General features: G+C 59.8%; 16 protein-coding genes and 1 tRNA gene. 3 read left to right on the top strand and 14 right to left on the bottom strand.

Annotated elements, in window-relative coordinates; genetic code table 11:
* Window positions 1-10: 10 nt before the first annotated feature.
* The 4 genes from glgP to smc all read right to left on the bottom strand — a co-directional run bounded on the left by glgP (window position 11) and on the right by smc (window position 8,932).
* The gene (glgP, locus tag H6979_01845) at window positions 11-2,635 is read right to left on the bottom strand and encodes an alpha-glucan family phosphorylase (protein ID MCP5138586.1); all 2,625 of its coding nucleotides are present in this window, start codon (window positions 2,633-2,635) and stop codon (window positions 11-13) included.
* A 121-nt stretch (window positions 2,636-2,756) separates the two neighbouring features.
* A complete protein-coding gene (ligA, locus tag H6979_01840; GenBank protein MCP5138585.1) occupies window positions 2,757-4,775 on the bottom strand; it encodes an NAD-dependent DNA ligase LigA in 2,019 nt (672 codons plus the stop codon).
* A gap of 13 nt (window positions 4,776-4,788) precedes the next feature.
* A complete protein-coding gene (locus H6979_01835) occupies window positions 4,789-5,427 on the bottom strand; it encodes a cell division protein ZipA C-terminal FtsZ-binding domain-containing protein (GenBank protein ID MCP5138584.1) in 639 nt (212 codons plus the stop codon).
* Between the two features lie 10 nt (window positions 5,428-5,437).
* Window positions 5,438-8,932 (bottom strand): chromosome segregation protein SMC, encoded by a 3,495-nt coding sequence (smc, locus tag H6979_01830; protein ID MCP5138583.1) that lies wholly within the window; start codon window positions 8,930-8,932, stop codon window positions 5,438-5,440.
* Between the two features lie 134 nt (window positions 8,933-9,066).
* On the opposite strand from smc, the gene queF reads away from it, so the two are divergent.
* From queF to H6979_01815, 3 genes are all read left to right on the top strand, one after another.
* Window positions 9,067-9,483, top strand: a complete 417-nt coding sequence (gene queF, locus H6979_01825) for an NADPH-dependent 7-cyano-7-deazaguanine reductase QueF (protein MCP5138582.1) — start codon at window positions 9,067-9,069, stop codon at window positions 9,481-9,483.
* A 100-nt stretch (window positions 9,484-9,583) separates the two neighbouring features.
* Window positions 9,584-10,378 carry an RNA polymerase-binding protein DksA gene (gene dksA / locus H6979_01820; GenBank protein MCP5138581.1) on the top strand — a complete coding sequence of 265 codons (795 nt, stop codon included), beginning with the start codon at window positions 9,584-9,586 and terminating at the stop codon, window positions 10,376-10,378.
* A 175-nt stretch (window positions 10,379-10,553) separates the two neighbouring features.
* Window positions 10,554-10,940, top strand: coding sequence for a polyhydroxyalkanoate synthesis repressor PhaR (locus tag H6979_01815; protein MCP5138580.1), 387 nt, complete (start codon window positions 10,554-10,556; stop codon window positions 10,938-10,940).
* 44 nt (window positions 10,941-10,984) lie between these two features.
* On the opposite strand, the gene pnp is transcribed toward H6979_01815, so the two are convergent.
* The 10 genes from pnp to H6979_01765 all read right to left on the bottom strand — a co-directional run bounded on the left by pnp (window position 10,985) and on the right by H6979_01765 (window position 22,872).
* The gene (pnp, locus tag H6979_01810; protein MCP5138579.1) at window positions 10,985-13,066 is read right to left on the bottom strand and encodes a polyribonucleotide nucleotidyltransferase; all 2,082 of its coding nucleotides are present in this window, start codon (window positions 13,064-13,066) and stop codon (window positions 10,985-10,987) included.
* 107 nt (window positions 13,067-13,173) lie between these two features.
* Window positions 13,174-13,443: a 30S ribosomal protein S15 gene (gene rpsO, locus H6979_01805; GenBank protein MCP5138578.1), complete on the bottom strand. Its 270-nt coding sequence runs from the start codon at window positions 13,441-13,443 to the stop codon at window positions 13,174-13,176.
* Between the two features lie 73 nt (window positions 13,444-13,516).
* Window positions 13,517-14,491: a tRNA pseudouridine(55) synthase TruB gene (gene truB, locus H6979_01800; GenBank protein MCP5138577.1), complete on the bottom strand. Its 975-nt coding sequence runs from the start codon at window positions 14,489-14,491 to the stop codon at window positions 13,517-13,519.
* Between the two features lie 17 nt (window positions 14,492-14,508).
* The gene (gene rbfA / locus H6979_01795) at window positions 14,509-14,934 is read right to left on the bottom strand and encodes a 30S ribosome-binding factor RbfA (GenBank protein ID MCP5138576.1); all 426 of its coding nucleotides are present in this window, start codon (window positions 14,932-14,934) and stop codon (window positions 14,509-14,511) included.
* Between the two features lie 30 nt (window positions 14,935-14,964).
* Window positions 14,965-17,532 carry a translation initiation factor IF-2 gene (gene infB / locus H6979_01790; protein MCP5138575.1) on the bottom strand — a complete coding sequence of 856 codons (2,568 nt, stop codon included), beginning with the start codon at window positions 17,530-17,532 and terminating at the stop codon, window positions 14,965-14,967.
* 34 nt (window positions 17,533-17,566) lie between these two features.
* Complete coding sequence (gene nusA / locus H6979_01785; GenBank protein ID MCP5138574.1) at window positions 17,567-19,072, bottom strand: transcription termination/antitermination protein NusA; 1,506 nt, start codon at window positions 19,070-19,072, stop codon at window positions 17,567-17,569.
* A gap of 45 nt (window positions 19,073-19,117) precedes the next feature.
* Window positions 19,118-19,573, bottom strand: a complete 456-nt coding sequence (rimP, locus tag H6979_01780; protein MCP5138573.1) for a ribosome maturation factor RimP — start codon at window positions 19,571-19,573, stop codon at window positions 19,118-19,120.
* A gap of 173 nt (window positions 19,574-19,746) precedes the next feature.
* Window positions 19,747-19,823 (bottom strand) — tRNA-Met (locus tag H6979_01775).
* A gap of 65 nt (window positions 19,824-19,888) precedes the next feature.
* Window positions 19,889-21,331, bottom strand: a complete 1,443-nt coding sequence (gene nuoN / locus H6979_01770) for an NADH-quinone oxidoreductase subunit NuoN (GenBank protein MCP5138572.1) — start codon at window positions 21,329-21,331, stop codon at window positions 19,889-19,891.
* A complete protein-coding gene (locus H6979_01765) occupies window positions 21,328-22,872 on the bottom strand; it encodes an NADH-quinone oxidoreductase subunit M (GenBank protein MCP5138571.1) in 1,545 nt (514 codons plus the stop codon). Before H6979_01765 ends, nuoN begins: the two co-directional genes overlap by 4 nt.
* Between the last annotated feature and the right edge of the window lie 7 nt (window positions 22,873-22,879).

The raw sequence follows: 22,879 nt of genomic DNA, 5'->3' as shown, positions 1-22,879 counted from the left end.
CGCGCCTGCGCTACATCCAGCGCATGAGTCCCATTTCATAGGGGTGCGCGAGGTGCACATGCCAGGGAACCGCCCTGATCTCCAGATTCAGTGCCCCACACCACGGCGGACGAAAGACCACGCGATAGCGCTGCACACCTTCACTGTCGGCCGCACCCGCCGGCTCGAAGATTTCCACGTAGGCATGGTCATTGCCCACGATCCGCGTGCCGCGCTCTGCAGCACCGCGCTCTGCAAAACGTTTCACTGAAACCGTCAGTTCAGAGCAGAGTTCGCGCGTCAGCAGACATTCAAGGCGCAAGTCTTCCGGCGCCAGGCCATGAAGCACCACGTCCACTTCAACGGTAACCGGCTCATTGAAATCGATACGCTGCCCGACAGGTGCTGCCAGTCGCAGACTGACGCCAGGCCAGGCTTCATGCACGCGTTTCTTCCAGTCAGCCAGCGTCAGTGCCGCCGCATAACCATCTGCGCTCATCAGCTTTCCGCGCTGCGCTGCCGGCGCGTAGAAGAGCCCTGCGTAGTCGTGAACAACGCGATTCATGTTGAAGTTGGGCAGAATGGTCGACATCGAGCGCTTGCACTTGCGTACCCAGCCAGGCGAATAACCGAGGCGCTCGTCACGCGCATAGTAGAGCGGTATCACTTCATCCTGGAGGATTTCATAGAGGGTCCGGGCATCGTGCCAGTCCCGCTCGGCCGTATCATCGGAGCGTGGCGAGGGAGGAATCGCCCAGCCATTTTCTCCGTCATAGGCCTCGGCCCACCAGCCATCGAGAACGCTGACATTGACAGTTCCGTTGATCGCCGCCTTCATGCCGGAAGTGCCACTGGCCTCCATCGGATAGACCGGTGTATTCAGCCAGACATCAACACCTGAAGTCAGCATTCTGCCGAGGCCCATGTCATAGCCTTCAACAATGAGCAGCTTTCCCGAGAACTCTGGCAGCTGACTGACACGGTGCAACTCCTTCAGGAGTTCCTGTGCCGGCATATCAGCAGGGTGCGCCTTGCCGGCAAAAACAAATACCACCGGGCGTTCATCGGTATCAACGATCTGTTTCAGCCAGCCAAGATCCTGCAACAGCAGGGTTGCTCGCTTGTAGGTGGCAAAACGTCTCCCGAAGCCGATCGTCAGTACATCGGGGCGCTCCGGATCCAGGTACTTCAGCAACCGGTGCACATGCGCCTCGGACAGCTGATTGCGGCTGTGCTGGCGACGCAAACGCTCGCGAAGACCATAGAGCATCGCGGCCTTGACCTGCTGGTTGACGTACCAGAACCGCCCGTCTGGAATGTCGTCGATCTTGCTGAGCAGCTCGCGATCAGTGATCTGGTATCGCCATGACGGTCCGAGATTCTGCTCCAGCAGATCTGACCATTCCTTCTGCATGAAAGTCGGAACGTGAACGCCGTTGGTCACATAGCCGACCGGGTTCTCGGCTGCCGGCACTTCCGGCCACGCCCCCGCGCAGATATTCGACGTCACCCGGCCATGGAGCCGACTGACGCCATTGACGTGCCGCGATCCGCGCAGTGCAAGCCTGGTCATGTTGAAACCGGGATGCGAACTGTTCTCCCGCGCCAGATTCAGGAACGCCTCTTCGGTGATACCCAGCTCGGGCACCAGAGTACGAAAGTGGTTCAGGACCGACTCAGGACCAAATACATCATGCCCGGCCGATACCGGCGTGTGCGTCGTGAATACCGTATTTGCCGCCACGACTTCAATCGCCGCGTCAAACACCAGGCCGCCAACGACCAGTTCGCGCACCCGTTCAATGACCTGAAATGCAGCATGTCCCTCATTGATATGCCAGACCTGTGGAGCCAATCCGGCAGCCCGCAGGGCGCGCACACCGCCAATGCCGAGAATGATCTCCTGCTGCAGCCGGAGCTGGCTGTCGCCACCATAGAGCTGCCTGGTGATTTGCCGGTCGGTCGGCTCATTCTGTACAAGGTCCGTGTCGAGCAGCAGAACATTGATGCGCCCTACTCCCGCCTGCCAGACCTTGACCGCGACCTGGCGGCCGTCGATCTGGCAGTGAACAACGACCTCTTTGCCTGCCGCATCGCGGGTAGCCTGAACCGGTGCGTCATAGGCCTCGATACAGCCATACTCGGCGATCTGCTGACCATGCTCGTCGATCCGCTGATTGAAGTAACCCTGCCGATAAAGCAGGCCGACGGCGACGAAAGGCAGGCGCAGATCACTCGCCGTCTTGCAATGGTCGCCAGCGAGAATTCCGAGACCACCTGAATAAATCGGAAAACTCTCGTGGTAGCCGAACTCGGCACAGAAATAGGCGATGAGGTTATCCTGATCCAGGCCAGCCGGCTCGTAGCCTTCGACCTTCTGTTCGAGGTACGAGTCATACTCGGCAACCGCGCGACGATAAGCGCCCAGAAAAGTGTCATTCCTGGCTGCCAGTTCCAGAATCGACTGGTCAATACAGCGCAGGAATACTTTCGGATTCCGGCCGGTCCGCCACCACAGGCTCCGGTCGAGAGTATCGAAAAGCTGGCGCGTTGGCCGATGCCAGCTGAACCAGAGATTGGAAGCCAGGTCATTCAGGCGCTCTATGCGCTCCGGCAATCGGGCCTGTACATGCAAAGGAAACTGTTGTCCGGTCATGAAATGCTTTTCTGTTCTGCGCGGCGGATCCATCGCCAGTCAGCAGATTATGCAGCGTCCCGCACACTACCGGCAATTTGCAGTTCTGACTTTGTGAACTGCAGCTTCCCCGCACCATCGGTTATCGCAGCAAAGCCAGCAATGCCGGTTCATCCAGCACCTGTACACCGAGCGAAACAGCCCGGGCCAGCTTCGAACCGGGATTCTCGCCACATACAAGATATGTGGTACGGGCTGACACGCTGCTGCTGACCTTGCCACCGAGCGACTCGATTTTCGCTTTGGCCTCATCACGGCCCATCGCCGCAAGCGTACCGGTGAGGACAAAGCTCTGGCCACGAAGCGACTGATTGCTGTGCTCCGGCGCAGGAAGGTCATCCCAGCCAACGCCCGACGCACGCAATTCATCGACAATTGTCCGGTTGTCCCGCTGCCGGAAAAAGGCAGCAATTCCTGCCGCCATTACCGGACCGATATCGGGCACCGCCTGCAACTGGTCTTCACTGGCGCCAGCAAGTTTCTCCAGACTGCCAAAATAGCTGGCCAGCAGGCGACTGGTGGCATCACCAACTTCCGGAATGCCCAGCGCGTACAGAAAACGTGCAAGCGTGGTCTTCCGGCTGCGCGAAATGGCAGCAATCAGCTTCTCTGCAGAGCGCTCGCCCATGCGGTCCAGTGAACTGAGCCCGGCACTGTCGAGACGGTAGAGATCGGCGGCAGTCCGGACCAGACCACTGTCGACAAGCTGATCGATGAGCTGGTCACCAAGACCGCTGATATCCATCCCCCGCCGTGACGCGAAATGACGCAGCGCCTGCTTGCGCTGCGCGGGACAGACAAGCCCGCCGCTGCAGCGAACGACCACCTGGCCTTCTGTCTGAACCACTTCGGACCCGCACACGGGGCAGCTGACGGGAACGGCGACCTCACTGGTCCCAGCGGGTCTGCGCTCAAGAACTACCGAGACGATCTCGGGAATCACATCACCCGCCCGGCGCACCACGACCGTGTCACCGACGCGCACATCCTTGCGGTGCAGGTCGGCAAAATTGTGCAGGGTCGCGTTGCTGACTGTCGCCCCACCGACAAAGACCGGATTCAGGCGCGCAACGGGGGTCAGTGCGCCGGTTCGTCCGACCTGGAAGTCGATCGCCTCGACGCGACTCGACCGTTCTTCAGCGGGAAACTTGTGCGCAATCGCCCACCGCGGGGCGCGCGCCACAAAGCCCAGTTCTTGCTGACCCGCATAGTCATCGACCTTGTAGACCACGCCATCGATGTCAAAAGCCAAAGCGTGACGACGCGCTGACAGATCACGGTAGTACCGCAGACAGGCGTCGGCACCACTGAGCACCGCAACCTCAGAGCAGATCGGCAGGCCCCACCCGGCCAGCATGCGCAGCGTCTCACTATGCCGCTCCGGCAGTTCACCGCCGGTCACGAGGCCAACGCCATAGGCAAACAATTCAAGCGGTCGCCGGGCTGCCACCAGAGGATCCAGTTGCCTGAGACTGCCGGCCGCAGCATTGCGCGGATTGGCAAAGAGCTTGTCACCCGACTGCACGGCCCGCTTGTTGAGTGCCAGAAAGCCCTCGCGCGGCATGTAAACCTCACCGCGAACTTCCATGCGCTCCGGAACGCGCTCCCCGTGCAGCTTCAATGGCACCGAATTGATGGTCCGGATGTTATGTGTCACGTCTTCGCCAACAGCCCCATCGCCACGCGTGGCCGCTCGCACCAGAAGTCCCTGCTCGTAAGTCAGGCTGATGGCAACACCATCCAGCTTGGGCTCGGCCGAATAGACTACTGTTTCACGGCCAAGCCGTTCGCGGACCCGCCGGTCGAAATCCGTGACATCCTGATCGCTGAAGGCGTTATCCAGCGACAGCATTGGCACCCCGTGAACGATCTCGGCGAACCCGCTGGCCACTGCCCCGCCGACGCGCCGGGTTGGTGAATCAATCGTCGCCAAATCGGGAAAATCGCGTTCCAGTGCCAGGAGTTCCTGAAACAGTCGATCGTATTCCGCATCCGGGATAACCGGATCGTCGAGTTCGTAATACTGACGATTGTGTGCGACAAGCAGCTGCCGCAGCTCGGCTGCACGTCTCACCTGTCCCGGGGTCGCCTTCGTTGCCATGCGCTGCGACGCCTCAGCCACGCCCCTGTCGATGCTGGAACTGGATCACTTCCTCGCGCAAATAGCGCTCACGCTGAATGCTGAGTGTGCTGCCTTGCTCGTCTACCAGGTCACCCTCAAGCTGTGCGGCAATGGATCGGGCGGTCGCAACCATCGCATCAAAAGCAGCAACACCGTCCATCGGTCCCGGCAGGCCCATGAACAGGCTGACTCCGGGAAAACTGTCGTTACGCAGCCGGGTCAGGTCAAACGAACCGGGCTCGGTGAGGCTTGCCACGCTGAATACCGGCTCGGTACCGGCATCGCTCCCGACACCGTCATCAGGGTAGTGATGAAAAATGCCGAAGCGGCCGTGCTGGAGTCCATTGTCGCGAAGCGCGAGCACGAGTTCATCACCGGCAAAGCCGCGCTTGTCCCGGCATAGCAGACGGATAGTGACAATCTTGTCCGGCAGGACCACCGGTGCTGTGCCGCTGGCCGCGGCAGCGCCTGGAGGCTCAAGTTCCGGCTCAATGCGCACGGATGGCGCCGGGGTTTTGCGCAGCGAAGCTGGGATGGCCCTGGCGAGCTTTGCCCTGTAACGGCTCCAGACAAACACTGCCGCCAGGACCAGAACGGCGGCGAGCAGCAGAACCCAACGGAGTTCTTCCACGAATCAGCCCTCAACTGGCTGCAAGCTTGACTGCCTCATCGATATCCACCGCCACGAGACGGGATACGCCAGGTTCGTTCATGGTAACGCCAGTCAACTGCCTGACCATTTCCATCGTCGTCTTGTTGTGTGTGATCACGATGAACTGCACGGTACCGGACATTTCGCGAACGATATCGCAGAAGCGATTTACGTTGGCCTCGTCCAGTGGCGCATCGACCTCGTCCAGCAGGCAGAAAGGCGCCGGATTCAACTCGAAAATCGAGAATATCAGTGCCACCGCCGTCAGCGCCTTTTCACCGCCGGAGAGCAGGTGAATATGGCTGTTGCGCTTGCCCGGCGGCCGGGCCATGACGGTCACACCCGAACTGAGCAGGTCGTCGCCATCCAGACTGAGATAGGCGTGCCCACCACCGAAGAGACGGGGGAACAGCCGCTTCAGACCCGTATTGATGTTGTCGAAAGTCTCCTGAAACCGGGTCCGCGTTTCACGGTCTATACGCCGGATGGCATGCTCGAGTGTCTCGAGCGCAGCGCTGAGGTCAGCATGCTGTGAATCCAGATAGGTTTTGCGTTCAGACTGTTCCGAGAACTCGCTGATGGCGGCGAGGTTGATGGGTCCGAGCCGCTCCACAGACGCGCGAACTGCCTGCAATCGCTGATCCCACTCCCCGGCATTGGCATTCTCCGGAAGCTGGCCCTCCATATCAGCCATCGCAATTCCCGTCGCAGCGAAGCGCTCAGCAAGTGCTTCGCGCCGCACCTCCAGTTCGCGGACACTGACTCGAAGGCCCTCCACCAGCTCGCGAGAGGCCTCGACCTGTTTCTCAAGTTCATGCCTGTGCAGTTCGGCTGTCTTGACCTCCGATTCGACGGCTGACAACTCTTCCCGCTGCTGGTTGAGTTCCTGCTGGATTTCAAGTTGACGCGCCAGATACCCGTCCAGTTCCTGCTGGAACTCCTGCAGCGGAGCCTCGCTTGCACTGATGTTTTCGCGCAGCATCGCCATGCGCTGATCGAGTTGACGTTGCTGGGCAACCAGTCGCTCGAGAGCTGCGACCGCCGCACCGTGTGCTGTTCTGCGACCTTCATAGTCGATCTGGGTTTGTGCAACCGCATTGCGGCGATCTTCAGTCCGCTCCCGGAGACGGTTATAGGCAAGCAGCAAGTCATCCTGCTCCTGCCGCAAGCCCGGCCGACGTTCCTCGAGTGCGGCAAGCGCGGCTTCTGCGGCGACAAGTCGATCACGGGCCTCGTCGATTGCGGCACCGACAGAAACCAGCTCGTCCTGCACCGTACTGCTGTCCTGATCAAGGGTCTCCAGTCTCTGGCGTGCGCGGTCAAGCTCGGTCTGCAGCCCGGCAACGAACGCGGTAGCTTCAAGACTCTGGCGATTTGCCTCGGTCAGCCGGCTCTGTGCATCCAGCCGCCGCTGCTCGAGGGCCTCGATTTCCTGACGTGCCTCGATCCGGTTGCCGGACAGCAACTCCGCACGCACCTCGTGCTCGGCTACAGCATCCGACAGGGCACGAATCTCCTGCTCCCGTGCCATCATGCCAACGTGGCGCTGCCCGCGACTGATACGCAGCCAGTGCACACCAAGCCACACACCATCCGGGGTAATAACGGATTCGCCGGATTTCAGCGACCCGCGAAGCGTCAGCGCTTCATCCAGGGTATTTGCGCAGCGCACCGCCGACAGCATGCCCTGCAACTGACCGGCATTCCTGACGTGCGCTGCAAGGGTTCCAGGCGCGGTTTCCGCATCGCCGTCCGGAGGCCCGGAATCCAGCAGCACCAGACTCGTGTCCGGCAAGGCAGACAGGTGGCGGGTCGAGTCTTCGACACAGATTGCCTGGAGAAAATCTCCCAGCACGGTCTCGATCGCGCGCGTCCATCGGTCGTCGGCGACGAGTTCCTGAACCAGCCGGCGGCGGCGCGCAAGCCCGGTACCGGCAAGCCACTCACCCAGCACCGCTTCCTCATTACCGAAAGCCGTGTTCTGGATTGCGCGCAAGGTGTCCAGACGCCCACGCCGCGACTCCAGCTCACCGCGAAGCTGCAGGACATCCGCTCCCAGCTGCCGCTCTGCCTCGCGCTGCGCCACGAGCCGGCGCTCCACCTCTTCCAGGTTTCGCGTCTCGGCCTCAAGACTTGCCAACGTCTCCGCCTGATTCTGCAGCTGCACTTGCAGTCTGGCTTCCAGATCAACCACGGATATCGATGATCTTTCGCCCTCTACCGAATCCAGCTGCCGGGACAGACGGTCGCGATGCGCACCGATATGTTCAAGCCGGGTCTGCTCAAGCTGGCGGAGCTGCTGCTGCTCCTTTACGTCGAGATTGAAGCCGTGCCAGCGCTGTTGCCAGTCCGCCAGTGCAGCCTCACTGCCACGCAGTTCCTCGCCCGCCTGTTCTGCCTCGCGTTGGATTGCCTCGAGTCGCGGCTCAAAATCCGCAAGCTCGAGAGCAAGGCCGGCTACCAGCGCCGTATCACGCCCCACCTCCGTGCTGAGGTTCGCCAGTTCGGTCTGTGCACCGACAAGCTCCTTCAACTGGCGTTCCCGCGATTCACGGTTGTGCGCAATCGTCTGCTCAAGCCGGGCAATTTCGCCCTGAACCGAATAGTAATTTGCCTGGACGGCTGTAAAACGGTCGCTGACCTCGACGTGGCGGGCCCGCGCCCGTTCGATATCCGCCTCCACCTGCCGCTGCCCCGCAATCGCTGCCTCCAGCCCGGTCTGCCGCGCAGACAGCTCGCTTCGCTGCGCGCCCAGGCCCTGATCAAGCTCAGCGAGGCGCATCGAGAGCAACTCGGCCTCAAGTTGCCGCTCCTGCTGCTTCAGGGTCTTGTAACGTTCGGCCACCTGGGCCTGACGCTGCAGGTGCCTGATCTGCTTCTCGACCTCGGTACGAAGGTCTGAAAGGCGCGCAAGATTTTCACGCGTATTGTGGATACGGGATTCGGTCTCCCGGCGCCGCTCCTTGTACTTGGATATCCCCGCTGCTTCCTCAATATAGCTGCGCATTTCCTCCGGCTTCGCATCGACAAGGCGGGACACCATGCCCTGCTCGATAATGGCGTAGCTGCGAGGCCCGAGACCTGTCCCCATGAACAGGCTCGTGATGTCCTTGCGCCGGCATCGCGTGTTGTTCAGAAAGTACTGCGATATGCCGTCACGACTGACCATGCGGCGGATCGAGATCTCTGCATAACTTGCGTATTGGCCGCCAAGCGCACCGTCGGAATTATCGAAGAACAGCTCGATGGATGCTGAACCGACCGGTTTCCGCGAGTTGGACCCGCTGAATATGACGTCCTCCATGGAGTCGCCCCGCAGGTGCCGGGCGGAAGTCTCACCCATGACCCAGCGGATCGCATCGATGATGTTCGACTTCCCGCAGCCGTTCGGGCCGACGACACCGACCAGATTACTGGGAAAGTGAACGGTGGTCGGGTCCACAAAGGACTTAAAACCCGCAAGCTTTATCTTGCTGAGTCGCATAATTTCAGACGTCCAGGATGAGTAACAACACTAACGGGTGCGGCGGACCTAGTGTAAATTAAATCCCGGCCTTGCACACCCAAAGCCGGGAGATCAGTAATCATCTGCACGCCCATACAAACGAGCCAGCTATTGTGAACAGCAACGATTCAGATCAGCCTGTTCTGGAGACCTTCCAGAACCCGGAAACGGCGAGACCCTACACCATTCGCATGCGCCTTCCGGAATTTACCTGCCTCTGTCCGCGCACGGGGCAGCCGGATTTCGCTGTACTCCATCTGGAGTACATTCCCGATAAGCTGTGTATCGAACTGAAGTCCCTGAAAAACTACATCTGGTCTTTCCGTGACCGGGGGGTTTTTCACGAGGCGGTGACCAACGATATCCTGAATGAATTGGTGAGAACGGTAGCACCCCGCTTCATGCGCCTGAGCGCGGATTTCAACGTCCGGGGCGGGATTTATACATCGATCGTCGCCGAACACAGGCAGTCCGGCTGGCAAGCCGAGGTCCCGGTCCGCCTGCCGTCGCGCGAAGCAGACCAGGTATAGGTACCGACATCCGGGCATCCCGAAACCGGTTACGGGTCTTTGCGCCCGGCCCCGGCTATGTATAATTCGGCGGTTTACCGAGCCCTTTGGGATTCATTACATGCCTGCAGCAAAGCGACCGGCCCGCAAAGCCAAGCCTTCCGCAAAGACCAAAACAGCCTCTGCCACCGCCAAGACTCGTAGTGGCACCCGCAGGACTGGTGTCAAGGCGGCGGCAGCTAAAGGCAAGGTAAAACCGGCAGCAAGACCGGCAGCAAAACCAGCCACGAAGCCGGCAAAGCCGGCGAAAAAGAAGGCTGTTGCAAAGCCGGCCAAGCGTGCTGCCACCAGCCGGGCACCGGCAAAGAACGTGTCCAGGACCGCAGCGCGACCTTCAGCGGGCACCGCCCCGCGCAAGGCGGCCAGCAAGGCACGCGCAAAGTCTTCGGCATTGAAGTCGGAAACTTATGAATATGATCCGAATGCATTGATACATGGAATCCGGCCTTACAAACCCAAGGCCGGCGAAAGCTACATGAACGATGCTCAGCTTGAGCACTTCCGTGAGGTACTCCTGGCCTGGAAGCGGGAGCTGATGGAAGAGGTAGATCGCACTGTTCACCATATGCAGGATGAGGCCAGCAATTTTCCTGATCCGAATGACCGGGCCACGCAGGAATCCGAGTTCGGACTGGAACTGCGCACCAGGGACCGGGAACGCAAGCTCCTGAAGAAGATCGCGTCGGCGCTGGCACGCATCGATGACAAGAGTTATGGGTATTGCGAAGAGACGGGTGAGGAAATCGGCCTGAAGCGCCTGGAGGCCCGCCCGGTCGCGACCTTGTGCCTGGAGGCCCAGGAACGGCGCGAACTCGCCGAGCGGCAGTATGGCGAGCGTGATGACAGGCACCGGTAACTGTCGAGAAATCTGCTGTAAGGCAATGATTATCCGACGATAATCGAATCAGACAGAAGTTGAGCTGCAGCGCGAACTAAATTCGACTGGAACAGGTCTATAAGTGGTAGTTGGAACTGTCCAACGCGGGATAAGTGGCTTGGAGCCTGTCCCTGAAACCACGGAGGTACCTACGATGGGCGAGCAGAGACTGATTCGAAAATACGTTAATCGCCGACTCTACGACACCACTCAAAGCCGCTATGTAAATCTGGACGATCTGCGGGAGCTGATCACCAAGGGTTCCCAGGTCAAGGTTGTAGAACAGGCAACAGGTGCCGATATCACCACGCCCGTGCTGCTGCAGATCATTGCTGAAACCCAGCGTGACAATACCCCTTTGCTGTCCGCTGAATTTCTGGCCACCATGATCAGGCTCGGCGCACTGGATCGTGATCCGGAACTTCCTGCCCGTCTCGACCGCGCACTGAAGAACCTGCTGGACAAGCAATCGCCTGTTGCAGCCGGCTCCGGAAGCAGCGGAAATGTATCAATGGCAGCTACAGCGGGTTATACCGTCTGAGCCGCCACCAATAGCGGCGTCTTTGTGGCGAAAAAGGCTGGACGTCAGGCGGCGTCCAGTCCTCTCATGCTCAGCCGAACCCTGCCCTGCCGGTCTACTTCAAGCACTTTGACGCGTACGACATCGCCTTCGTTCAGCTTGTCACCGACACGCTCTACGCGTTCATCCGAAATCTGCGAGATGTGGACCAGACCGTCGCGGCCCGGGAGAATAGTGACGAAGGCACCGAAGTCCATCAGCCTGGCGACTTTGCCCTCGTAGATCCGGCCTACCTCGACATCTGCAGTGATCAGTTCGATGCGCTGTTTGGCTTCGCGCCCGGCAGCGGCCTGAACCGATGCGATCTTTACCGTACCATCGTTATCGATATCGATGGTTGCGCCAGTTTCCTCAGTGATCGCGCGGATAACCGAGCCACCTTTCCCGATCACATCCCGGATCTTTTCCGGGTCGATCCGCATCATGATGATGGTCGGTGCCCAGTCAGACATCTGCTGACGGTGTGACGAGAGCACGCTGTTCATCTGCTCGAGGATATACAGGCGGCCCTCGCGCGCCTGCGCCAGTGCGTCCTGCATGATTTCGCGCGTGATGCCATCAATCTTGATGTCCATCTGCAGCGCTGTCACGCCCGTGGCGCTGCCGGCGACCTTGAAGTCCATGTCACCCAGATGATCTTCATCACCCAGAATATCGGTGAGTACCTGATAACGATCCTCGTCCTTGATCAGGCCCATGGCCACACCGGCAACAGGAGCAGCCAGCGGAACGCCCGCATCCATCAGGGCGAGGCTGGTACCGCAAACCGTGGCCATTGAACTGGAGCCATTCGATTCGGTAATTTCTGAAACAACCCGCACGACGTACGGGAAGGTCTGCATATCAGGCAGCACGGCCTGGATACCGCGCCTGGCGAGACGCCCATGACCAATTTCGCGCCGCTTGGGAGACCCAACCCGCCCTGTTTCGTTCACGCTGTAGGGAGGGAAGTTGTAGTGCAACATGAAACGGTCGCGATACTCGCCGGTAATCGCATCGATGATCTGGGCGTCGCGGTCAGTACCCAGCGTGGCTACAACCAAGGCCTGTGTCTCACCGCGGGTAAACAGCGCAGAACCATGTGTTCTGGGCAGAAGGCCTGTTCGCACCGCAATGGGCCGAACCGTACGGGTGTCGCGGCCGTCGATACGCGGCTGACCGGCGAGAATCTGCCCCCTCACGATCTTTTTCTCAAGGCGCGAAAGTTCAGCAGCGATAGCTTCCTTGGTCGGACCTCCGTCCACAAGCAGCGCTGCAATCGTCTGCTCCTTGATCCTGGCGACTTCAGCAGTGCGGAGCTGCTTGTCCTGAACCTTGTATGCGGCGGAGAACTGCTCGCCAACCGCCGCCACCACCGCGGCAACCAGACCCGGGTCACCCGCCGGCGGCTGCCAGTCCCAGACCGGTTTGCCCGCTTCGGCGGCGAGTTCCCGAATCGCCTCGATGGCGACCTGCATCTGCGCATGACCAAACATGACTGCATCGAGCATGACGGTCTCGGAGAGCTGCTGGGCAGATGATTCCACCATCAGCACGGCTTTCGAAGTGCCGGCAACAACGAGGTCGAGCTTCGATGTGGCCAGCTGTGCCGCGGACGGATTCAGGACAAACTTGTCATCGATGTATCCGACGCGCGCGGCACCGATCGGACCCATGAAGGGTGCGCCGGTAAGCGCTACAGCTGCCGAGGCACCGAGAATGGCAGGGATATCAGAATCGATCTGCGGATCCACCGATATGACGGTGGCGATCACCTGTACTTCGTTGAGAAACCCCTTGGGGAACAGGGGACGAAGCGGCCGGTCAATCAGGCGGGAAACCAGCGTCTCCTTTTCACTCGGACGACCCTCGCGACGGAAAAAGCCGCCAGGGATGCGGCCGGCTGCAAAGGTCTTTTCCTGATAATCGATAGTCAGCGGAAAGAAGTCCTTGCCTGGCACCGCTTCCTTTTTTGCGACCGCCGTAACCAGCACGATGGTATCGCCCATGCTGACGACCACAGCACCACCGGCCTGCCTGGCGATCTCGCCAGTCTCGATGCTTACCTGATGTTCGCCGTAGGGAAAAGACTTCTTGACTATAGCCACAATGAATTCCTCAAATTTTCTGGCAAGGCAATGGAGAGAGGGACCAGTCGCCGTTCAGGGCCGACTGGTCCAATAAATCCGGAGCGGTACGTGAACCCGACGCCCGACTAGCGACGCAGACCAAGCTTCTCGATCAGGCTCTTGTAGCGTGCGACATCCGTCGAACGCAGATAATCCAGCAGCTTGCGCCGCTGATTGACAAGACGAAGCAGACCCTGACGGGAATGATGGTCTTTCTGGTGGCGGGTAAAGTGATCAGTCAACTCTGTGATGCGCGCCGACATCAGTGCAACCTGCACCTCAGGCGAACCCGTATCAGCCGCGCCGCGGCGGTACTCACCAACAATCTTGCTCTTCGCTTCAGCCGTGTGGGGCATTCCAGCCTTCTCCTGTTGCCAAACTTTTGTAAATCAGCCCATGTAATCCGGCGCTATTCTAACCATGTATCGGTCACAGGGATAGCTGAGTCAGCGAGAGATCCCCGTCCCGGGCAGCCGAACCATGCGCCAGCAAGCGCCGGGGCAACAGCCGGCCATCCGTCATTACCTCACCCATTCCGAAGAAACTGCCGCCCTCCGTATAGAGGCGAACCATGCCCGTTGACTGTCCGTTTGGTGCAGCGATCTGACTGCCGCGCAGCAGGAGCCTTGCCTCTTCGGTCTGCAGCCTGACCAGCGGCCATTGCCCGGCGACTTCATCGAGCGGCAGGAGGAGCGCATCGAGCGCCTTCGTCCCCTCATCTGCAGCGACCATGCATTGCTCAACCGTGAGCATCGCCGCCTCCTCAAAGCCACCGACAGAGGTTCGGCGCAACTCGATTACATGCGCGAGAGACCCGATTTCTTTAGCTACATCTTCAATTAAAACACGTATATACGTGCCTTTACTGCAGCGAACTCTGAAGACCGGGGCAACGGGATCGAAATGCTCGATCTCGAAGCTGTAGATCACCACGGGCCGGGCCGGACGCTCAACTTCCCGGCCTGCTCTTGCAAGCTCGTAGAGCCGTTGCCCCTGGTGTTTCAATGCCGAATACATAGGCGGGACCTGTGCGATCGAACCCGTTAAATGCTGCACCGCTCGCCTGAGCGTCGCCTCATCGGGAATCCGGACTTCCGTGCTTTCGACAACGGTCCCGTCAGAATCGGCCGTATCGGTACGGGCTCCGAATCTGGCCCGCACGAGATACGTCTTGTCGGCCCCGAGCAGGTACTGCGAGAACTTCGTGGCCTCGCCGAAACACAGCGGCAACATACCGCTAGCAAGCGGGTCCAGGCTCCCCGTATGACCTGCCTTGCGCGCTGCGTACAGCCACTTCAGCTTTTGTAGCGCGGCATTGGAGGTGACGCCGGACGGCTTGTCCAGCAACAGCAGTCCATCCACTTTCCGGCGAACTCCGGGGGGCCTCGCTCCACCGGACCGCACCCCGGATCGGGTGCCGGTCACGTCTTTTCAGCCTTTGCGGATGGCCCTTCAGTCCCCTCCGGATTCTGCCCGGGATGCGGATCTGACTTCGATGCACCGACCGCGGTATCAATCAGGCGATCAAGTTCCCGGCTTTTTTCCCCCAAGTCGTCATAGCGGAAACGTATTTCCGGAACCGTACGGGTGTTGAGTTCGCGTGCGAGATGGGAACGGAGAAAACCACTTGCCCTGTCCAGACCAGCCTGAAGGTCGGGACTCAGGTGCCCATTCCCTTCATAGCTCGCGTAGTAAACCCAGGCAACGCCCAGATCACGTGATACCCGTACGTGGGTGATAACGACACCTTCAACGCGTGGATCGCGCACCTGGGTGCGGATTACATCGGACAACAGTCGCTGGATCCGTTCCTCGATACGGCGGCTCCGCTGGAATTCACGGGCCATGACGGTCAGCTACCCTTCAGGACACCGGACTCAAGCGGTCCGTTCAACCGTAATCCGCTCATAGCACTCAATCTGGTCCCCGGGTTTCACGTCATTGTAATTACGAATGCCGATACCGCACTCGGTACCCGCACGGACCTCGTTGACATCGTCCTTGAAGCGCCGCAGCGACTCGAGTTCACCCTCGTAAATAACGGCATTGTTTCTGAGGACCCGAAGCGGGTTATTGCGCCGTACATAACCATCGATGACAAGGCACCCGGCGATATCGCCAAATTTCGGCGACTTGAAGACATCCCGAACCTCTGCCAGACCGACGATCTGCTCCCGGACAACCGGAGACAACATGCCCGTGATCGCCGCGCGGACATCATCGATGGCCTGGTAGATGATGCTGTAATAGCGAACATCAACACCGGTGTCCTTGATAGCCTGGCGACCGGCTCCATCGGCCCGGACATTGAACGCAATGATGATGGCCTTTGAGGCCGCGGCAAGCGTGATGTCCGAGGCGCTCAGACCACCGACCCCTGTGCCGATGACCTTCACCTGCACTTCATCATGTGACAATTTGCTCATCGCATCGCTCAGCGCTTCTGCACTACCCTGAACGTCGGCCTTGATCAGCAACTGCAGCGTCTTGGGCTGTGAGGCATCAAACTGACTGAATACGTCGTCAAGCTTCGTAGCCTGCTGCTGGGCAAGCTTCGTGTCGCGGGTACGCGCCAGGCGGAACTGCGCGAGCTCGCGCGCCTTGCGCTCATCCTCAAGCACCAGGACGTCATCACCGGCATTCGGGGTACCTGACAGTCCAAGAACAGATACCGGCTGCGACGGACCGACTTCTGTAACCGGCTCACCACGCTCGTTGGTCATCGCACGTACCCGACCGTACTCATGGCCGGCCAGCAACGCATCGCCAAGCTTCAGCCGCCCACGGGTAACCAGCACAGTGGCAACCGCTCCCCGGCCCTTCTCAAGACTGGATTCGATAACCACGCCCGCCGCACGCCCTTCGTCTACAGCAGCCAGTTCCAGCACTTCGGCCTGCAGCAAAATTGCGCTGAGCAGATCATCGATACCCTGCCCGGTCTTTGCCGAGACATTGACGAACATCGTGTCACCGCCCCACTCTTCGGGCACAACTTCCTTGGCAACCAGCTCCTGCCGAACCCGATCCAGATCGGCATCGCTCTTGTCGACCTTGTTGACCGCAACCACAATCGGAACGCCCGCTGCGCGCGCATGCACGATGGCTTCTTCCGTCTGCGGCATCACACCGTCATCTGCAGCAACAACCAGCACGATGATGTCGGTAACTTTGGCGCCACGTGCACGCATGGATGTAAATGCAGCATGGCCAGGCGTATCCAGGAAGGTCACCGGGCCTTTGGCCGTTTCAACATGGTAAGCACCGATGTGCTGGGTGATCCCGCCGGCCTCTCCGGAGGCCACTTTTGTGCGACGAATATAGTCCAGCAGCGAAGTCTTGCCATGGTCCACGTGACCCATCACCGTCACTACCGGGGGGCGTGGTTTCATTTCTCCGGCATCGTCTTCGCCCGGCCTGATCAGGTCTTCCAGATCCTCGACCTTTACGGCTTTGGCGATGTGCCCATACTCTTCGACGACGAGAGTGGCGGCATCCTGATCGATGGCCTGGTTGATGGTTGCCATCACACCCAGCTTCATCAGCGAACGGATAACGTCAGTCGACTTGACTGCCAGACGCTGCGCCAGATCGCCTACCTTGATGGTCTCCGGGATTGCGACCTCACGAACTACCGGCGCGGTAGGCCGCTCAAAGCCATGCCGGCTGCTGTCCACAGATACGGCCACCGTTCGTCGGCGCGCCTTTTTCTTCTTGCGCCGCCCGCTGGCATCGGCAGCGACATGCAGCTCCTGACGACCGAAAAGAGTGCCTTTGTCATCCGGAAGATCCTCCTCCGGACTTGCGGCCAGCACTTCAACGACCTCGCGGCGCACCTCGCGCTTGCCGATCGCCTCACGTCGCTGACGGGCCTCGACATCACGTTTCCGCGTTTCTTCCTCGGTCCGGGCCCGTGTTTTCTCTGTTTCCTGCAGCGCAGTTTCTTCGCTGACCCGGCGGGCTTCTTCCTCGGCCTTCTGTCTGGCTTCAGTCTCCGCCTGCTCCTTCTCGCGCTGCACGCGCTCAAGCTCGCGCTGCTCGAGTTCACGCGCCTGATCGGCCTTGGCCTGCTCCTCGGCGCGCAGCCGGTCCTGTTCCTCCTGCTGCTTCCTGGCAGCATCTTCAAGAACACCCCGATTGATATAGGTACGCTTGCGCCGCACCTCGACAGTTACGGTCTTCGCACGCCCCTGCCCCGCACCCACCTTGATTTCTGTCGATGTGCGCCGGTTCAGTGTGATCTTGCGGGGCGCTGCGGCCGCCGCCGCGCTGCTGTCATCATGACCGTGCGTACGGCGCAGATGCGTAAGCAGGTTCTGCTTGGCATCATCACTGATAACCGCATCCGCACCTTCCACGGATATCCCTGCCTCACCCAGCTGGGCCAGGAGCTTCTCCACGGGAATCTTCAGGGCATCTGCAAACTGCGTGACCGTCACTTCCGACATAGGCTTACCCCGCGTACTGGCAGGTCAATAAAGATCAACCGGCTGACTCCTGTTCGAACCAATGCGCACGCGCCGCCATGATCAGCTTCGCCGAGCGCTCGTCATCAAGCCCCTCTATACCCTCCAGATCGTCTACTGCCTGTTCAGCCAGATCATCGCGCGTACAGATGCCGCGCCTGGCAAGCTGACCGGCCAGCGCCGGATCCATCCCCTCCAGACTCAGCAGATCCTGTGCCGGAGGTGCCTTGTCGATCTTTTCCTCATTCTGGATGGCCAGGGTAATCAGCACATCGCGGGCCCGGTTACGCAGTTCATCAACCATGTCCTGGTCAAATTCCTCGATGCCGAGCAACTCGTTGGCAGGCACGTAGGCGATCTCCTCGATGCTCGAGAAGCCTTCCTGCACAAGGATCAGTGCCACTTCCTCGTCCACGTCCAGCTTCTCCTTGAACAGGTCCAGCAGCACCCGGGACTCCTTCTCGCTCTTTTCCTCGGCAGCTGCCTCGGTCATGACGTTGAGTTCCCAGCCGGTCAGTTCGCTCGCCAGGCGGATATTCTGGCCGCCACGACCGATGGCCTGGGACAGCTTGTCCTCCTGAACAGCGAGATCCATGCTGTGGCTTTCCTCATCGACCACGATGGAGCTGACATCGGCAGGCGACATGGCATTGATCACGTACTGGGCCGGACTCTCGTTCCAGAGAATGATGTCCACACGTTCGCCGGCCAGCTCATTGGAGACAGCCTGCACACGCGAACCACGCATACCGACACAGGCGCCGACCGGATCAATGCGGCGGTCGTTGCTCTTTACCGCGATCTTCGCCCGCAGGCCGGGGTCACGCGCTGCACCGAGGATTTCAATCAGCCCCTGACCAACCTCCGGGACTTCGATCTTGAACAGCTCAAGCAGAAACTGCGGTGAAGTTCTGGTCAAGAACAGCTGCGGACCGCGCGGCTCCGAGCGAACTTCGCGCAGCAGCGCCTTGATACGGTCCTGCGGCCTGGCCGGCTCCCGGGGCATCATGTGCTCACGCGGGATGAAGCCCTCGGCATTGCCACCCAGGTCGACGTACACGCCGTTGCGGTCAACGCGTTTCACGACGCCGGACAACAGCTGGCCAACGCGTCCTTCAAACTCCTCGACCACCTTCTTGCGTTCTGCTTCCCGTACTTTCTGCACGATGACCTGCTTCGCCGTCTGGGCAGCAATGCGGCCGAATTCCACCGAGGGAATGAGCTGTTCCACGTACCCGCCAGGCTCCGCTGCCGGGTCGATATCGACCGCATCAATCATGCGCAGCTCGCGCGCGGGCGTCTCAAGCTCGGTGGAATCATCCGCGAAGACTTTCCAGCGACGGAATGTGTCATATTCGCCGGTGACTCGGTTGATGTTGACGCGCACATCGACATCGTCGTCGCCATAACGCTTGCGGGTTGCCGAAGCCAGCGCGGCTTCCAGCGCCTCAAAAATTATTTCACGGTCAACTGCCTTCTCGTTCGAGACGGCTTCGGCCACCAGCAGAATTTCCTTGCTCATAATCGGTACACCTGCGCGCAGTATCTTCGCTTCATGCAAGACTGGTCAGAATTCCGGAACCAGCCGTATCAGTTCAATGTCCTCAATCGGTACCTTCACCTCGGCACCGTCAAGGTCCAGCCTGGCCTTGTCGCCATCGCGGCCAATCAGCACCCCCGCAAACCGGCGGCGCCCCGCAATCTTCGCCCTGAACCGTCCCTTGACCGGCTGGCCGGCAAACCGGTCAAAGTGCGCCGGCTTTACCAGCTTCCGGTCCATGCCCGGAGAAGAGACTTCAAGGTCGTAGTCACCCTGAATCGGGTCCTCAACGTCCAGCAAGCCGCTGATCTGCCGGCTTACCGCTTCGCAATCCTCGACACGAATCCCCTCGGGCCGGTCGATAAACAGGCGAAGAACCCTGCGCCCTCCGCCAACGCTGAACTCCAGGTCTGTCAACTCGTAGCCCAGTGCCTCTACCGGCGGTTCCAGCAGGGCAATCAGTTGTATACGACCCTTGCTCATCACGCGCCTCATCCGGGCTTCATGCCCTGCAATTGCATGGAGCAGAAACAAAAAATGGGCCATTGGCCCACCCTTGCTGCACCCCAATCCTCGCTGCCGCCCGGGTGCGGGCTGTCGCCGTGCAATACCGCAAAAAAAACAAAGCCCCGCGCGGGGCCATTTCAAGCGATAAATGGTAGCGGGGGTAGGATTCGAACCTACGACCTTCGGGTTATGAGCCCGACGAGCTGCCAGACTGCTCCACCCCGCACCAGCGCAGCTATGCATGGTAGCCATTTCGCAGCAGCGAGGCAACCGTCGGGAAACGGACCGGAATCAGATCAGCGCAGCAGCATACGCACAGAGATCCAGGAGGCGGTCCGGGAACAGGCCGATACCGAGCAACAGCAAGGCATTGACGCTAAGGACAAGCTTGAGGTCCAGCGGCAGACCAACCGTACTGGCTGTACCGCCATTGTCGAACAGCATCAGGCGGATGACGCGCAGGTAGTAAAAGGCGCCAATCACGGAGGTCAGCACACCAACTATCGCCAGCCCCAGATAGCCCGAGTTCAGCAACGCGGAAAGGACCCACCACTTGGCATAGAAACCGGCCAGCGGCGGGACACCCGCCATGCTGAACATCAGCAGGGCCATCATCAGCGTAAACCACGGACTGCGCTGCCAGAGGCCGCGCAGATCATCCAGGTCATATATTTCCTGGCCCTGACTGCCCAGCATGACAAGAAAACCGAAGGCGCCCGCCGCCATGATCACATAAACGATCGTATAGAAGAGCGCAGCCTGTATACCGCCCGGGCTGCCCGCCATCAGGCCCAGCAGAATAAATCCGACATGTGAGATCGTGGAGTACGCAAGCATTCGCCGGATGTTCTTCTGTGCGATTGCGGCCACGTTGCCAAGGATCAGCGACAACACCGCGAGCGCCGCCAGCATCGGTTCCCAGAACGAGGCGAGGCCTGCCGAGCCCTCGACCAGAATGCGGACAGCCAATGCCAGCGCACCGAGCTTCGGTGCCGTACCGATATAGAGAGTGACCGGGGTTGGCGCACCCTCATAGACGTCCGGTACCCACATATGAAAAGGCACCGCGCCAAACTTGAAGGCGACACCTGCGACCATGAATCCAAGACCAACCCAGAGGCCGACCACACCCGACTGTGCGGCGATGGCCGTCTGCAGCTCCCCGATCTGCAGCGTGCCGGTGATGCCATAGACGAGCGACATGCCGTAGAGCAAGGTGCCCGAAGCAATTGCACCCAGCACGAAGTACTTCATCGCCGCTTCGGCCGACCGGGACGCGTCGCGGTCGAAGGCCACTATCGCATACAGGCTTAGCGACAGGATTTCCAACCCGATATAGCTGACAAGCAGGCTGTAACCCGAGGCCAGGACCATGATCCCGAGCAGGCCGAACAAGCCCAGAACGTAGTACTCACCGAAATGCAGTTCCCTGCTGCGGAGCCAGGGACGCGAGTACAGAAAGACCGATGCCACGGCCGTTACCGCAAACAACTTGAGGACCCGCGCCAGTGCATCGGACACATATGAGCCACCAGCCGCAAAATGCGCTGTGCTGTCCGGCCCTGTACCGATCAACACCCACGCAACACCGGCCAGCAGGAAAATCGCCAGCAGGTAGCTGAAGTCACGCGCGCTGTCGCGCACGAACAGATCGACAATCAGCAGGACACAGATCCCGCTGGCCAGCACGATTTCAGGCAACTGGGCAGACAAGTCCAGGAGCGAATAATTCATAGTCCCGCCTGCACCTTGGATTGCGTGATCTGCATGGCCAGATGATCGACGCTTGCGGACATCACATCAGCGAGAGGCGCTGGCCACAGGCCAAGCCAAAGCACGCCACCGGCCACGAGCAACAGAATCAGCATTTCCCGGGCTGAAATATCCACAAGGCTGGCGACAGCCGTATTGGCCACTGCACCGAATATGACGCGTTTGACCAGCCACAGCGTATAAGCCGCACCCAGAATCAGGGTGATAGATGCCAGGAAGGCATACCAGAAACCCGCCTTGAAACTGGCCAGAATCACCATGAATTCGCCGACAAAGCCCGAAGTACCGGGTAACCCCGCATTGGCCAGCGCAAACAGCACCATAAAGGCGGCAAAGCGCGGCATGGTATTCACGACACCGCCATAGTCAGCAATCTTCCGGCTGTGCATCCGGTCATACAGGACTCCGACGCAAAGAAACAATGCACCGGAAATAAAACCATGTGAAATCATCTGCAGCATTGCCCCGGAGAGGCCCATGGCTACACCACTTGTAATTCCGGTGCGCGCGAGGATGGGCCAGGCGATGAAAAGCCCAAGCGTGACGAAGCCCATGTGCGCGATGGAGGAATAGGCGATGAGCTTCTTCATGTCCTGCTGCACGAGGGCGACGAAGCCGATGTATACCACTGCGACCAGCGACAGAAAAATCATCAGCGCAGACAACTGCCCGCTGGCATCCGGTGTAATGGGCAAGCTGAAGCGGATAAACCCGTAGCCGCCCATCTTCAGGAGCACCGCCGCAAGAATGACCGATCCACCGGTGGGCGCCTCCACATGCGCATCCGGCAACCAGGTGTGTACTGGCCACATCGGCACCTTTACCGCAAAGGCGGCGAGAAAGGCCAGGAAGATCAGTGTCTGCTCCGTCTGGCTCAACGGAAGCTGATGGAATACGAGAATGCTGTAGCTGCCCGATTTCAGATACAGGTAGATCAGCGCGATCAGCATGAAGACCGAACCGAGAAAGGTGTACAGGAAGAACTTCACCGTCGCATAAATCCGGCGCTCACCACCCCAGACACCGATGATGATGAACATCGGGATCAGCATCGCTTCCCAAAGCACATAGAACAGCAGGGCATCGATGGCGGCGAACACGCCGATCATGAGTCCTTCAAGAATCAGGAAAGCGGCAAAGTACTCTGCAGTGCGCACACGGACGGAATCCCAGCCAGCCAACACGACGATCGGTGTCAGGAACGTTGTCAGCAGGATGAGCGGCATGGAGAAGCCGTCCACGCCAAGGTAGTACTCGACATTGAAGGCGCGGATCCATGGCATGCGTTCGACAAACTGCATGTCTGCCGTTGCCAAATTGAAGTCCGTCCACAATGGCAGACTGAGGACGAAGCAGAGTATCGATATGACAAGCGCCAACAAACGATCGGCACGCAATCCCGCACCATCACCGGACGGTTTGCCGGCGCTGGTACGACTGATCGCAAGGACCAGCAGTCCGCCCAGTATCGGCAGCCAGATCAATATGCTCAATATTCCCACGTCTACC

Source organism: Chromatiales bacterium (assembly GCA_024234935.1).
Lineage (GTDB): Bacteria > Pseudomonadota > Gammaproteobacteria > Steroidobacterales.
This window is presented reverse-complemented; position numbering and strand designations above follow the sequence as displayed.